Origin of the sequence: Citrobacter sp. 172116965 (genome assembly GCF_013458095.1) — a bacterium.
Classification (GTDB): domain Bacteria; phylum Pseudomonadota; class Gammaproteobacteria; order Enterobacterales; family Enterobacteriaceae; genus Citrobacter; species Citrobacter braakii.
The window spans coordinates 4,315,773-4,330,559 of sequence record NZ_CP046673.1 but is presented as its reverse complement, the minus strand read 5'-3'; the positions used below and the strand labels follow the sequence as shown (position 1 = coordinate 4,330,559).

The window sequence follows — 14,787 nt, the reverse complement described above, 5'->3', positions numbered from 1 at the left end:
TACGTGATACCTCTGGTCTTTGCTTAAAAAATCGCTATATAATTTATTATATAGCGATTGGAGGTTATGCATGGACAACCATTTTGGAAAAGGCTTGATGGCCGGATTAAACGCGTCAAGTGCGGATAGCGCACGCACGGCGGCCAATTTTTGTGCTGATTATAAACGCGGTTTTGTGCTGGGATTTTCTCATCGAATGTTTGAAAAAACGGGCGATCGACAGCTCAGCGCGTGGGAAGCGGGGATCCTCACGCGTCGCTATGGGCTGGATAAAGAGATGGTTATGGATTTCTTTAAAGAGAACCAGTCCAGTACAACAATTCGTTTTTTCATGGCTGGCTATCGTCTCGAAGCTTGATCCGAAAGGGGTATTATCTTGCTTTAATTAATTACACTATTGACCTACGCCTTCGTTTTGTTGCTCCGCCGAAGTATTATAATGCACATAACCATATAAAAAGTGTGGTAAATGGCGCGCCGATCGCAATATGCAACATGCGAAAGGTGCAAAATAAAAGCCAGGTCTTCGCAACGGAATAACTATAAAATGACTGGAGATAACTCTCTCATCAATTCGAACGGCATCAATCGCCGTGATTTCATGAAGCTTTGTGCAGCACTGGCCGCTACCATGGGGCTCAGTAGCAAAGCCGCCGCAGAAATGGCCGAATCAGTTTCTCGTCCTCAGCGTCCACCGGTTATCTGGATTGGTGCGCAGGAGTGTACGGGTTGTACTGAATCGCTACTTCGCGCGACACACCCTACAGTGGAAAACCTCGTTCTGGAGACAATCTCTCTGGAATACCATGAGGTACTCTCTGCGGCTTTCGGCCACCAGGTCGAAGAGAATAAACATAACGCTCTGGAGAAGTACAAAGGGCAATATGTTTTGGTTGTAGATGGTTCTATCCCACTGAAAGACAATGGTATTTACTGCATGGTTGCCGGTGAGCCGATCGTAGATCACATCCGCCGGGCCGCAGAAGGCGCTGCCGCTATCATTGCCATCGGCTCTTGTGCCGCTTGGGGTGGTGTTGCTGCTGCTGGCGTTAACCCAACGGGGGCCGTCGGCTTGCAGGAAGTTCTGCCAGGCAAAACCATCATCAACATCCCCGGCTGTCCTCCGAACCCGCACAACTTCCTTGCAACGGTCGCGCATATCATCACTTACGGTAAGCCGCCGAAGCTGGATACCAAAAACCGTCCGACATTTGCCTATGGTCGTTTGATTCACGAACACTGCGAACGTCGCCCGCACTTCGATGCAGGTCGTTTTGCTAAAGAGTTTGGCGATGAAGGTCACCGTGAAGGCTGGTGCCTCTACCATCTGGGCTGTAAAGGACCAGAAACCTACGGCAACTGCTCAACGCTGCAATTCTGCGATGTTGGCGGCGTGTGGCCGGTGGCTATCGGTCACCCTTGCTACGGCTGTAACGAAGAAGGTGTCGGTTTCCATAAAGGTATTCACCAGCTTGCTCATGTGGAAAACCAAACACCGCGTTCCGAGAAACCTGACGTCAATATGAAAGAAGGCGGCAATATTTCTGCCGGGGCGATTGGGCTGCTTGGTGGCGTAGTAGGACTGGTTGCCGGTGTCAGCGTGATGGCGGTTCGTGAACTGGGGCGTCAGCAGAAGAAAGATAACGCTGACTCACGGGGAGAATAACCGTGAACAGACGTAACTTTATTAAAGCAGCCTCCAGCGGGGCATTGCTGTTGGGCGCTGCGCCGTCCATCAGCCATGCGGCTGCAGAAAACCGTCCGCCGATCCCTGGTTCTCTTGGGATGCTCTATGACTCGACGCTGTGCGTAGGCTGCCAGGCCTGTGTCACCAAGTGTCAGGATATCAACTTCCCGGCGCGTAATCCGGAAGGCGAGCAGACCTGGTCGAACAACGACAAACTGTCACCGTATACCAATAACATCATCCAGGTGTGGCGTAGCGGAACAGGCGTCAACAAAGACCAGGAAGAAAACGGCTACGCATACATTAAGAAGCAGTGCATGCACTGTGTCGATCCGAACTGTGTCTCCGTTTGCCCGGTCTCCGCGCTGAAGAAGGATCCGAAAACCGGCATCGTCCACTATGACAAAGATGTTTGCACGGGCTGTCGTTACTGCATGGTCGCCTGCCCGTACAATGTGCCTAAGTATGACTACAACAACCCGTTTGGTGCGCTTCACAAATGTGAACTGTGTAACCAGAAAGGTGTTGAGCGTCTGGACAAAGGCGGTTTACCGGGTTGTGTTGAAGTGTGCCCTGCCGGTGCGGTGATTTTTGGGACGCGTGAAGAGCTGATGGCTGAGGCGAAAAAACGTCTCGCGCTGAAGCCTGGCAGCGAATACCACTATCCGCGTCAGACGGTGAAAGCAGGCGATACCTATCTGCATACGGTACCGAAGTATTACCCCCATCTGTACGGCGAGAAAGAGGGTGGTGGTACACAGGTTATGGTACTGACGGGCGTTCCTTACGAGGATTTGGATCTGCCGAAACTGGATGATCTTTCAACCGGTGCGCGTTCCGAACATGTTCAACATTCCTTGTACAAGGGCATGATATTACCCCTGGCTGCGCTGGCGGGCTTAACCGTGCTGGTTCGTCGTAACACGAAAAACGACCATCACGATGGAGGAGACGATCATGAGTCATGATCCTAAACCGCTGGGCGGAAAAATAATCAGCAAACCGGTCATTATTTTTGGGCCGCTTATCGTCCTGTGTATGCTCCTGATCGTGAAACGTCTGGTCTTCGGATTGGGCTCAGTCTCCGATCTGAACGGCGGTTTCCCATGGGGTGTATGGATCGCGTTTGACCTGCTGATTGGTACCGGCTTCGCATGTGGTGGCTGGGCGCTGGCGTGGGCGGTGTATGTTTTCAACAGAGGACAATACCATCCACTGGTACGTCCGGCGCTGCTGGCGAGCCTGTTTGGCTACTCGCTGGGTGGTCTGTCGATCACCATTGACGTCGGTCGTTACTGGAACCTGCCGTATTTCTACATTCCGGGCCACTTCAACGTGAACTCGGTACTGTTCGAAACGGCGGTCTGTATGACCATCTATATCGGCATCATGGCGCTGGAATTTGCTCCGGCTCTGTTTGAACGTCTGGGGTGGAAAGTCTCTCTCAAACGTTTGAATAAAGTGATGTTCTTTATCATTGCCCTTGGCGCGCTGCTGCCAACTATGCACCAGTCTTCAATGGGTTCATTGATGATTTCTGCGGGCTATAAGGTGCATCCGCTATGGCAAGCTTATGAAATGTTGCCGCTTTTCTCCGTATTAACCGCTTTTATTATGGGCTTCTCGATCGTCATCTTCGAAGGCTCGTTGGTACAAGCCGGGCTGAAAGGTAATGGTCCGGACGAGAAAAGTTTGTTCATCAAGCTGACGAATACCATCAGCGTGCTGTTGGCGATTTTCGTGGTTCTGCGCTTTGGCGAACTGATCTATCGCGACAAACTGTCCTATGCGTTCTCAGGCGATCTTTACTCCCTGATGTTCTGGATTGAAGTCGTGCTGATGGTCTTCCCGCTGGTGGTGCTGCGCGTCACTAAGCTGCGTAACGACTCGCGTATGCTGTATCTGTCTGCGCTGAGCGCATTGCTGGGTTGTGCGACATGGCGTCTGTCCTATTCGCTGGTGGCGTTCAATCCTGGTGGTGGCTACCACTACTTCCCGACCTGGGAAGAACTGTTGATTTCTATTGGTTTTGTGGCTATTGAGATTTGTGCATACATCGTACTCATTCGTCTACTGCCGATACTTCCTCCTTTAAAACAAAACGATCAAAATCGTCATGAGGCGAGCAAAGCATGAGCCAGAGAATTACTATTGATCCGGTAACCCGTATTGAGGGTCATTTACGCATCGACTGCGAAATCGAAAATGGCGTGGTATCTAAAGCATGGGCTTCCGGTACCATGTGGCGCGGCATGGAAGAGATCGTGAAAAACCGCGATCCGCGCGATGCCTGGATGATTGTGCAGCGTATCTGTGGCGTTTGTACTACCACTCACGCTATCTCTTCCGTTCGTGCAGCAGAAAGCGCGCTGAATATTGATGTTCCGGTGAACGCACAGTATATCCGTAACATCATTCTGGCCGCGCACACCACGCATGACCACATTGTTCACTTCTATCAGCTCTCTGCGCTGGACTGGGTGGATATCACCTCTGCACTGAAAGCAGATCCAGCGAAAGCGTCTGCCATGCTGAACGGCGTGTCCTCCTGGCACCTGAACAGCGCAGAAGAGTTCACTAAGGTTCAGAACAAGATCAAAGACCTTGTTGCCAGCGGTCAGTTAGGCATTTTTGCCAACGGTTGCTGGGGTCACCCGGCGATGCAGCTGCCGCCAGAAGTGAACCTGATTGCGGTCGCTCACTACCTGCAGGCGCTGGAATGCCAGCGTGATGCTAACCGTGTTGTGGCGCTGTTGGGCGGTAAAACGCCGCACATTCAGAACCTGGCGGTAGGCGGGGTTGCTAACCCAATTAACCTCGACGGCCTTGGCGTGCTGAACCTTGAGCGCCTGATGTATATCAAGTCCTTTATCGATAAGCTGAGCGACTTCGTTGAGCAGGTTTACAAGGTTGATACCGCGGTGATTGCTGCGTTCTACCCTGAGTGGCTGGAACGTGGTCAAGGTGCGGTTAACTATCTGAGCGCACCGGAATTCCCGACTGACGGTAAAAACGGCAGCTTCCTGTTCCCGGGTGGTTACATCACCAATGAAGATCTGTCGACCTATCGTCCGATCACCTCTCACTCCGATGAGTACCTGATCAAAGGGATTCAGGAGAGTGCGAAACACGCCTGGTACAAAGACGAAGCGCCGCAGGCTCCGTGGGAAGGCACAACGGTTCCTGATTACACCGGTTGGTCAGATGATGGCAAGTACTCCTGGGTTAAAGCACCGACCTTCTACGGTAAAACGGTTGAAGTGGGGCCGTTGGCCAACATGCTGTGTAAACTGGCGGCCAAACGCGAGTCTACCCATGCCAAGCTGAATGAAATCATCGCGATTTACACCAAGCTGACCGGTAAAACTATCGAAGTGTCACAGCTGCACTCTACGTTGGGCCGTATTATTGGCCGTACCGTTCACTGCTGTGAACTGCAGAACGTTCTGCAGGATCAGTACAATGCGCTGATTGTGAACATCGGCAAAGGCGACCACACCACCTTCGTGAAACCGGATATCCCGGCAACGGGTGAATTTAAAGGTGTCGGTTTCCTCGAAGCGCCGCGCGGTATGCTGTCTCACTGGATGGTGATCAAAGATGGCATTATCAGCAACTACCAGGCGGTTGTACCGTCAACCTGGAACTCTGGCCCACGTAACTTTAATGATGAAGTGGGACCGTATGAGCGCTCGCTGGTAGGTACGCCGATTGCCGATCCAAACAAACCGCTGGAAGTGGTTCGTACCATTCACTCCTTCGACCCTTGTATGTCATGTGCGGTGCATGTGGTGGACGTTGATGGGAACGAAGTGGTCTCAGTTAAGGTTCTGTAATGCGGATATTAGTCTTAGGGGTCGGCAATATTTTGCTGACCGACGAAGCCATCGGGGTACGTATCGTTGAAGCATTAGAACAACGGTACGTCCTGCCAGACTTTGTTGATGTTCTGGACGGTGGTACGGCTGGGATGGAGCTTCTCGGTGATATGGCGAACAGAGATCATCTGATCATTGCTGACGCCATTGTGTCGAAGAAAAACACGCCAGGAACGATGATGGTCCTGCGGGATGAAGAGATCCCGGCGCTGTTTACCAACAAAATCTCACCGCACCAGCTTGGTCTGGCCGACGTATTGTCGGCCCTGCGTTTCACCGGCGAGTTTCCGAAAAAGCTGACGTTAGTCGGTGTTATTCCGGAATCGCTGGAGCCGCATATCGGACTAACGCCAACGGTTGAAGCGATGATTGAACCTGCGCTTGAGCAGGTTCTTGCCGCGCTTCGCGAATCAGGTGTTGAAGCGATCCCGCGGGAGGCGGCTCATGTCTGAGGAGTTTGTCGGTTTTCAGACGGCCCCGAAGATGCAAATTCAGGCAGCGTTTGAAGAGGTTGCCCGGCGTTCAATGCACGATCTCTCTTTCCTGCATCCGAACATGCCGGTATATATCTCTGAATTTACGCTGTTTGAAGGACAGTGGACGGGGTGTGTTATCACGCCCTGGATGCTCAGCGCACTGATTTTCCCCGGACCGGACCAGATCTGGCCGGTGCGTAAAGTCAGCGAAAAAATCGGACTGCGTCTGCCGTATGGCGAGATGACCTTTACCGTTGGTGAACTGGAGGGCGTATCGCAATACCTTTCCTGCTCACTGATGTCGCCGCTTTCGCACAGTATGTCGGCGCAAGAAGGCATGCGTCTGACTGACGATTGCGCGCGAATGCTGTTATCGCTGCCGGTTAGCGATCCGAATGCGCCGCAGCTTAATCGCCGCGCGTTGCTGCTGGGTCGTCGGAACTGCGAAAATGCATGAGCTGTCCCTTTGTCAGAGCGCGGTTGAGATTGTTCAACAGCAGGCAGAGCAGCACGGTGTCAAACGTGTAACCGGTGTTTGGCTGGAAATCGGGGCGCTCTCCTGCGTTGAAGAGAGCGCCGTTCGTTTCAGTTTCGACATCGTCTGTCAGGGGACGCTGGCTCAGGGTTGTGAGCTGCATATTGATTACAAGCCAGCCCAGGCATGGTGCTGGGATTGCAGTCAGGTTGTGGAAATCACCCAGCATGATGCGCAGTGTCCACAATGTCAGGGCGATCGCCTGCGGGTTGATGCTGGCGATTCACTGAAAGTGAAAAGTATTGAAGTCGAATAACCCATAGGTTGCTATGGGGCGGAGTCAGATATGTGTATTGGAGTCCCTGGTCAGGTTCTGGCCGTTGGTGAAGATATTCACCAGCTTGCGCAGGTTGAAGTGTGCGGCATCAAACGTGATGTCAATATTGCCCTGATTTGTGAAGGTGATACAGCTGAGCTGGTCGGGCAATGGGTGCTGGTGCACGTAGGGTTCGCCATGAGCATCATTGATGAAGATGAAGCTAAAGCCACGTTAGACGCACTTCGCCGCATGGAGTACGACGTCACCAGCGCGTGACAAATCCTGAATGAAATTGCCGGATAGCGGTTGCCATCCGGCAATTTATTTTAGTTCTGGCGCTTATCTTCGGTTTGGGTATCGAAGTCGCTGGCGTCATGGCGTTCATGAAGCTGCTCGTTCAGCGGTCCGTTAGTGCGGTTTACAATACGACCACGCTTAACCGCCGGACGCGCTGCAATCTCTTTTGCCCAGCGTTGTACGTGCTTGTAGCTTCCTGCGTCAAGGAACTCTGCTGCGTCGTAGACGTTGCCCAGAACCACATTGCCAAACCATGGCCAGACCGCCATATCGGCAATGGTGTATTCATCTCCGGCCACAAACTGATGTTGCGCCAATTGCTTATCCAGCACGTCGAGTAAGCGTTTGGCTTCCATGGTGAAGCGATTGATAGCGTACTCAATTTTAACCGGAGCATAGTTATAGAAGTGGCCAAAGCCTCCGCCGAGGAACGGTGCTGCGCCTTGTAACCAGAACAACCAGTTCAGCGTTTCGGTGCGTTTTGCCAAATCCTGCGGCAGGAAATAACCATATTTTTCCGCCAGATAGAGCAGGATTGCGCCAGATTCGAATACGCGAACCGGTGGGTTTTGCGAGTGATCGCGTAGCGCCGGGATCTTCGAGTTCGGATTCACCTCAACAAAGCCGCTGGAAAACTGATCGCCATCGCCAATGCGGATAATCCAGGCATCGTATTCCGCGCCCTTCACCCCCTGCGCCAGCAACTCCTCCAGCATGATCGTCACTTTCTGCCCGTTTGGCGTACCCAGCGAATAGAGCTGCAGCGGATGTTTGCCAACCGGCAGCGTTTTCTCGTGGGTGGCTCCGGAAACCGGGCGGTTGATATTGGCGAATGCGCCCCCGTTCGATTTTTCCCACGTCCAGACTTTCGCGGGCTGATAGGTATTGTCTGACATATTGACCTGCCTTCTGAGTGGTTGTGTTGATGCAGTGTAGCAGTTAGGTAGAACTCAATTTAACAGATTGGGACTTTATGTCGCTTTGTGCTGAAAGGGGAAGATAAATCTAACCCGTTCATTGTACTCGCTCCGTACTCCATGAAGAGGAAATCAATGTTGGACGGAAATTGCTACCGTATTCACCATTAAAAATTGGCGGTGAATAAGCAGTAATAATGAAAAATGGTGTTCCAGGAGTAAGCGGTTATCAGGGCCCGGCGGGTGGGTGGGGCGCGGTAAAAGCCGTCACTGCTTCGGTGTTTTCGCAAAAGGCTGTCGCCCGCGACATTATCGCGATGTTCAAAATGAACCAGGTGAAAGGGTTCGACTGTCCGGGCTGTGCGTGGCCGGACCCAGGGCACCGTGCGCCAATGGAGCTGTGCGAAAATGGCGTTAAGGCGGTCTCCTGGGAGACAACCAGTAAAAAAGCGTCACCGGAATTTTTCAGCCGTCACCCGGTTTCCACACTCTGGCACTACAGCGATTATGAGCTGGAAAATATCGGTCGTTTGACGCATCCGATGAAATACGATGCAGCATCAGATACCTGGCAGGCGGTGGATTGGGATATCGCCTTCCAGGAGATCGGCGAGCGTCTGCGCAGCTATGATTCACCCCAGCAGGTTGAGTTTTACACCTCCGGCAGAACGTCAAATGAAGCGGCGTTCCTGTATCAGCTATTTGCCCGAGAATATGGCAGCAGCAACTTTCCTGATTGCTCAAACATGTGCCACGGACCGACCAGCGCAGGGCTAACGCCGGCCATTGGCCTTGGAAAAGGGACCGTTGAACTTGACGATTTTGACCATTGCGATCTGGTGATTTGTATCGGGCATAACCCTGGCACTAATCATCCACGTATGCTGACCACCTTACGCGACGTTGCCAAACGCGGGGCTAAAATAATCTCTATCAATCCGCTGAACGAAAGGGGGCTTGAGCGCTTTAGTTTCCCGCAAAGCCCGAAAGAGATGTTCACCGGCCAGTCGACGCAGCTGAGCAACGACTACTACCAGGTAAAAATGGGCGGTGACGCCTCGCTGCTCAAAGGCATCATGAAGGCGCTGATCGAAATGGATGAAGCGCGGATCTTACTGGATCAGCAACCGACACTCGATCATGCGTTTATCGATGAGCATACTGCTGGATATGCAGCGCTGTATGATGACTTACGTCAGCATAACTGGGCGGAGCTGGAACAGGACTCGGGCCTGACGCGCAGTCAGATGGAGGACCTGGCACACAGCTACAGTAAATCTCGTGCCACTATTATTTGTTATGGTCTGGGCATCACCCAGCATAAAAACGGTACTGAGAACGTCCAGCAACTGGTAAACCTGCTGCTGCTGAAAGGCAATATGGGTAAGCCGGGGGCGGGGATCTGCCCGTTGCGCGGTCATTCTAACGTGCAGGGCGACCGTTCCGTGGGGATCAACGAAGCGGCATCCGAAGACTTCCTGCAACGCCTTGAGACGCATTTTTCTATCCGTGTGCCGCGTAAACATGGCCGCTCCAGCGTGGAGAGTATTCGGGCCATCGAACGGGGAGAGGCAAAAGCGCTCATTTGCATGGGTGGCAATCTGGCGGTGGCGATGCCGCAGCCGCAGCGTACCTTTGCGGCGATGAAAAATTTGGATCTGCAGGTCCATGTTGCGACCAAGCTGAACAGATCGCATTTGCTGCTGGCAAAGCATAATTATCTGCTGCCTGCATTAGGTCGAACGGAGCGCGACATTCAGGCGACGGGGATCCAGTCGGTGACCGTCGAAGACTCGATGTCGATGGTCCACGCTTCCTGCGGCGCGCTGAAGCCAGCTTCCCGCTGGTTAAAATCGGAACCCGCGATTGTGGCGGGCATGGCACACGCCACTCTGCCGCTTTCGCCGATCAACTGGGAAGCGTTAACCGGGGACTACGCGCTGATCCGTGACGCCATTGAAGCCGTGATCCCGGCGTTCCACGATTACAATGCCCGTATTGCCGAGCCGGGCGGATTTCGTATGGATACGCCCGCTTCGCGCCGTGAATGGCGTACGGCGAATGGTAAAGCCAATTTTATCGTCAGCCATCAGCGGGCGGTAGAGCGAGAAAATCAGCCTGCCGATGCACTGGTTCTGGCGACGCTGCGCAGCCACGATCAATACAACACCACTATTTATGGTATGAACGATCGCTACCGTGGCATTACCGGTCGTCGGGATGTGGTGTTTTTAAGCGCTGAAGAAGCGGCGACTCGCGGTCTGAACCAGGGAGATGTGGTCAACGTTCAGGCGCTGGACGACCGCGGCCAGCCCTGTGCGGATCGCATTATGTGCGGTTTGACGGTGGTGATTTACAACATGGCGGTGGGCTCAATAGGCGCTTATCTGCCAGAAGCGAATGTCCTGCTTTCGCTGGATGCGGTGGACACACAAAGTTTGACTCCGGCGTATAAAAGCGTACCGGTCACCCTGACAAAAGCGTAGTTCCTGCTGTGAATTTTTCGCCTCTGAGCGCCAGCCGCTGCGTTGAGGTGTATGATGATGTTGACCTCTGTCCGGTTAGTGTCGCAGAGCAGGCAATCAGAGCGAAAAATTCACGCCAACCTGCTCAGGCTGTATTGTTTTGAGGTAAGGTGCATGAGCAAAGGAACGACCAGTCAGGATGCCCCATTCGGGACATTATTGGGCTACGCCCCAGGCGGCGTAGCAATCTACTCTTCAGATTACAGCTCCCTCGACCCACGGGACTACGACGATGATGCGGCATTTCGCAGCTATATCGACGACGAATACATGGGCCACAAATGGCAGTGCGTAGAGTTCGCACGCCGCTTTCTCTTCCTTAATTATGGCGTGGTCTTCACCGATGTAGGCATGGCCTGGGAGATCTTTTCCTTACGCTTTCTGCGCGAAGTGGTGAATGACAATATCCTGCCGTTACAGGCATTTCCGAATGGTTCACCCCGCGCGCCGGTAGCCGGTGCTCTGCTTATCTGGCAAAAAGGCGGTGAGTTTAACGATACCGGCCATGTGGCGGTCGTCACCCAGTTGCTGGAAAACAAAATCCGTATTGCCGAACAGAACGTGCTCCATACGCCGTTGCCTCCCGGACAGCAGTGGACCCGCGAACTGGAGATGGTGGTTGAAAACGGTTGTTACACCCTGCGTGATACCTTTGACGACACCACCATCCTTGGCTGGATGATCCAGACCGATGATACGCGTGACAGCCTGCCGCAGCCGGAGATCGCCAATGACTCGCTGAAAATTGGCGGCGCGCGACTGGAAGATAATGGTCAGTTTGACGGTAAATGGCTTGATGAACAGGATCCGCTGCAGAAAGCCTACGTGCTGGCGAACGGCCACGTTATTAATCAGGATCCGCATCAGTACTTCACCATTACCGAGAGTGCAGAGCAGGAGCTGATCAAAGCCACCAACGAGCTGCACCTGATGTATCTGCACGCGACCGACAAAGTGCTGAAAGATGACAACCTGCTGGCGCTGTTCGATATCCCGAAAATCCTCTGGCCGCGTCTGCGCCTTTCCTGGCAGCGTCGTCGGCATCATATGATTACGGGACGTATGGATTTCTGTATGGATGAACGCGGACTGAAGGTGTATGAGTACAACGCCGATTCCGCATCGTGCCATACCGAAGCCGGTTTGATCCTCGAAAGATGGGCCGAGCAGGGCTATACAGGACAGGGACACAACCCAGCTGAAGGATTAATCAACGAACTGGCGGGGGCCTGGAAGCACAGCCGCGCGCGTCCTTTTGTCCACATCATGCAGGATAAAGATATAGAGGAAAACTACCACGCTCAGTTTATGCAGCAGGCGCTACGTCAGGCCGGGTTTGACAGTAAAATTCTGCGTGGCCTCGATGAGCTACGTTGGGATGACGCTGGTCAGCTGATTGACGGGGACGGTCGTCTGGTGAACTGCGTCTGGAAAACCTGGGCGTGGGAAACCGCAATTGAGCAGGTGCGAGAGGTCAGTGAAACGGAGTACGCTGCGGTACCAATTCGTACCGGGCATACGAATCAGGAAGTGCGTTTAATCGACGTGTTGTTGCGCCCGGAAGTGCTGGTCTTTGAACCTCTGTGGACGGTGATCCCTGGTAATAAAGCGATTCTGCCGATCCTGTGGCAACTGTTCCCACACCACCGCTATCTGCTTGATACTGATTTCACTGTTAATGAAGAGCTGGCGCAAACCGGTTATGCAGTGAAACCTATTGCAGGACGTTGTGGCAGCAACATCGATCTGGTGAGCCATCAGGAAGAGTTACTGGATAAAACCAGCGGAAAGTTTGCCGAGCAGAAGAACATTTATCAGCAGCTTTGGTGTCTGCCAAAAATTGCCGGTAAATATATTCAGGTTTGTACCTTCACCGTAGGCGGTAACTATGGGGGGACCTGCCTGCGCGGCGATGAGTCGCTGGTGATTAAAAAAGAGAGCGATATCGAGCCGCTGATTGTGGTGAAGGAAGAGTAATATTTTTGCGTGTTCTTGATTGAAATGCGAAAAGCCGGAGTATATCTCCGGCTTTTTTCTGTTTGTAGTTAAATTGACGCTGATTATATATTTAAATAAGTTACATGGAATATAGATATAATGGTAATTATTACTTTAATTAATATTTTATAGCTCAAAAACATTCTTTTTATGAATGTTTTCAACGTTAATTAATTTCCTCCGTTTGTATTAGATAATATACTTTCTTGATTTTGTTTTTAGATGAATAATACTAATGTATTATTTGGTGTATTAGTGATATTGATCATATTTTATCTCAGGTAATATGTCGGATTACGTTAGCATACTAATTATAATCGTTAATTGTCATTAACAGTTGTTGTTGACTGCCCGCAGAAATGACGATGTAAGAAACACGTTGAGCGATTGGAAAATGCTCCGTTAGGAAATGTAAAATATCGGCAGGAACCGCCGGTCTGAGAGGGACGTATGGGTGACAGTTTTCAGAATGAAGTGCCGACGGCACGTGTTAATATTAAGTTAGATTTACATACCGGAGGCGTTCAGAAAAAGGTTGAATTGCCGTTAAAACTTTTGGCTGTAGGTGATTTCAGTAATGGTAGAGAACAACGACCATTATCCGAGCGCGAAAAGGTTGATATTAATAAAAATAATTTCAATGATGTGTTAGCTAAGTTCGCACCAGTAGTAAATATGAGTGTTAAAAATACGTTAGCTGGTGAAGACAGAACTGACGATATTAACCTTACCTTTAAAAATATCCGCGATTTTGAACCTGAGCAGGTTGCACGAAATATCCCACAATTACGCGTTCTGTTGGCTATGCGTAACTTACTGCGCGACCTGAAATCTAACTTACTCGATAACGCTGCTTTTCGTCGCGAGCTGGAAATCATCCTCAAAAATCCAGACCTGAGTCAGGAACTGCGTGATGAACTGGCAACCATGATGCCAGAAGAGATTTAACGTTATACAGGGTTTCCTCCGCTTAATTGGCAGGAATAGTAAAGGATCATAAAAGGAATATGTTGATGTCTGTTCAGGAACATACCTCTTCAGTCGCGACCACCACGACCAGTGAACGCAGCGTTTATCAATCCCTCTTTGACAAAATTAATCTTTCCCCGGTTTCGACATTAAAAAATGTAGATGCATGGCAGAGCGATGAAGCGCTTTCTGATGCCGCTCCGGCTGAACGCGTGACCGCCGCTATTCAGGTTCTGGTCTCTTGTCTGGCGGATGCTGCGCAGCCAGTAGAACGCCTGGATAAAACGCTGCTCGATGAGCAGATTGCTCGTCTGGACAAGCAGATTAGCGACCAGGTTAATGAAGTTATGCACCATGCTGAATTTCAAAAACAAGAATCGCTCTGGCGTGGTGTGCACTCGATGATCACCGGTATCGATTTTCGCCAAAATGTCCGTGTAGAAATGATGGATATCAGCAAGGACGCGCTGCGTGATGATTTTGACGACGCGCCGGAACTTATCCAAAGTGGGTTATATCGCCATGTTTATATTGAAGAATATGATCAGCCAGGCGGCGAACCCATTGCGGCAATGATTTCAGCATACGAATTTGATAACAGCCCACAGGATATTGCACTGCTGCGCAATATTTCGGGTGTGTCGGCTGCCTGTCATATGCCGTTCATTGGTTCCGTTGGGCCGAAATTCTTCCTGAAGGAAAATATGGAAGAAGTCGCGGCCATAAAAGATATCAATGATTATTTCGAACGAGCTGAATACATCAAGTGGAAAGCATTCCGTGATAGCGACGATTCACGCTATATCGGACTAACTATGCCGCGTGTACTGGGTCGCCTGCCGTATGGTCCTGATACCGTGCCGGTACGTAGTTTTAACTATGTTGAAGAAGTTAAGGGCCCGGATCATGAAAAATATCTGTGGACCAGCGCCTCTTTCTCTTTCGCTGTGAACATGGTGAAAAGTTTTATCAAGAATGGCTGGTGCGTCCAGATCCGTGGACCACAGGCGGGTGGTGCGGTTAAAGACTTGCCTATCCATCTGTACGATCTGGGGACAGGTAATCAGGTGAAGATCCCGTCTGAGGTGATGATTCCGGAAACCCGGGAGTTTGAATTCGCCAACCTCGGCTTTATTCCGCTTTCTTATTATAAGAACCGTGATTACGCCTGCTTCTTTTCTGCTAACTCGGCTCAAAAACCGGTGATGCTGCCAACTTACTGATTTAGTGTATGATGGTGTTTTTG

13 protein-coding genes and 1 pseudogene are annotated in these 14,787 nt (G+C 51.4%); 13 read left to right on the top strand and 1 reads right to left on the bottom strand.

Annotated elements, in window-relative coordinates; genetic code table 11:
* Positions 1–70 precede the first annotated feature (70 nt).
* The 9 genes from GPJ68_RS21035 to hybG all read left to right on the top strand — a co-directional run bounded on the left by GPJ68_RS21035 (position 71) and on the right by hybG (position 7,111).
* Positions 71–358, top strand: coding sequence for a DUF2623 family protein (locus GPJ68_RS21035; RefSeq protein WP_016154494.1), 288 nt, complete (start codon positions 71–73; stop codon positions 356–358).
* Between the two features lie 189 nt (positions 359–547).
* Entirely contained in the window at positions 548–1,666 is a 1,119-nt protein-coding gene (gene hybO / locus GPJ68_RS21030; protein WP_016154493.1) for a hydrogenase 2 small subunit, read from the top strand.
* Positions 1,667–1,668: 2 nt separating this feature from the next.
* The gene (gene hybA, locus GPJ68_RS21025) at positions 1,669–2,655 is read left to right on the top strand and encodes a hydrogenase 2 operon protein HybA (RefSeq protein ID WP_003828357.1); all 987 of its coding nucleotides are present in this window, start codon (positions 1,669–1,671) and stop codon (positions 2,653–2,655) included.
* The gene (gene hybB, locus GPJ68_RS21020; protein ID WP_016154492.1) at positions 2,645–3,823 is read left to right on the top strand and encodes a Ni/Fe-hydrogenase cytochrome b subunit; all 1,179 of its coding nucleotides are present in this window, start codon (positions 2,645–2,647) and stop codon (positions 3,821–3,823) included. The genes hybA and hybB overlap by 11 nt, the downstream gene beginning before the upstream one ends.
* Entirely contained in the window at positions 3,820–5,523 is a 1,704-nt protein-coding gene (gene hybC / locus GPJ68_RS21015) for a hydrogenase 2 large subunit (protein WP_003024476.1), read from the top strand. The genes hybB and hybC overlap by 4 nt, the downstream gene beginning before the upstream one ends.
* Positions 5,523–6,017, top strand: a complete 495-nt coding sequence (locus tag GPJ68_RS21010) for a HyaD/HybD family hydrogenase maturation endopeptidase (RefSeq protein WP_016157468.1) — start codon at positions 5,523–5,525, stop codon at positions 6,015–6,017. The genes hybC and GPJ68_RS21010 overlap by 1 nt, the downstream gene beginning before the upstream one ends.
* A complete protein-coding gene (gene hybE / locus GPJ68_RS21005; RefSeq protein WP_049283267.1) occupies positions 6,010–6,498 on the top strand; it encodes a hydrogenase-2 assembly chaperone in 489 nt (162 codons plus the stop codon). Before GPJ68_RS21010 ends, hybE begins: the two co-directional genes overlap by 8 nt.
* The gene (hypA, locus tag GPJ68_RS21000) at positions 6,491–6,832 is read left to right on the top strand and encodes a hydrogenase maturation nickel metallochaperone HypA (RefSeq protein WP_016157467.1); all 342 of its coding nucleotides are present in this window, start codon (positions 6,491–6,493) and stop codon (positions 6,830–6,832) included. The genes hybE and hypA overlap by 8 nt, the downstream gene beginning before the upstream one ends.
* 30 nt (positions 6,833–6,862) lie before the next feature.
* Positions 6,863–7,111, top strand: coding sequence for a hydrogenase maturation factor HybG (hybG, locus tag GPJ68_RS20995; RefSeq protein ID WP_003024459.1), 249 nt, complete (start codon positions 6,863–6,865; stop codon positions 7,109–7,111).
* Between the two features lie 50 nt (positions 7,112–7,161).
* Here hybG and yghU read toward each other — a convergent pair whose 3' ends face one another.
* Positions 7,162–8,028, bottom strand: a complete 867-nt coding sequence (gene yghU, locus GPJ68_RS20990; RefSeq protein WP_016154488.1) for a glutathione-dependent disulfide-bond oxidoreductase — start codon at positions 8,026–8,028, stop codon at positions 7,162–7,164.
* A gap of 218 nt (positions 8,029–8,246) precedes the next feature.
* On the opposite strand from yghU, the gene GPJ68_RS20985 reads away from it, so the two are divergent.
* The 4 genes and pseudogenes from GPJ68_RS20985 to tssC all read left to right on the top strand — a co-directional run.
* Positions 8,247–10,535 carry an FdhF/YdeP family oxidoreductase gene (locus tag GPJ68_RS20985; RefSeq protein ID WP_104651871.1) on the top strand — a complete coding sequence of 763 codons (2,289 nt, stop codon included), beginning with the start codon at positions 8,247–8,249 and terminating at the stop codon, positions 10,533–10,535.
* Between the two features lie 153 nt (positions 10,536–10,688).
* Positions 10,689–12,551: a bifunctional glutathionylspermidine amidase/synthase gene (gss, locus tag GPJ68_RS20980; protein ID WP_016154486.1), complete on the top strand. Its 1,863-nt coding sequence runs from the start codon at positions 10,689–10,691 to the stop codon at positions 12,549–12,551.
* A 471-nt stretch (positions 12,552–13,022) separates the two neighbouring features.
* On the top strand, positions 13,023–13,520 hold the full coding sequence (gene tssB / locus GPJ68_RS20975) for a type VI secretion system contractile sheath small subunit (RefSeq protein WP_104651872.1): 498 nt from the start codon (positions 13,023–13,025) through the stop codon (positions 13,518–13,520).
* Between the two features lie 65 nt (positions 13,521–13,585).
* Positions 13,586–14,758, top strand: a pseudogene (gene tssC / locus GPJ68_RS20970) (type VI secretion system contractile sheath large subunit); the annotation flags it as partial.
* Between the last annotated feature and the right edge of the window lie 29 nt (positions 14,759–14,787).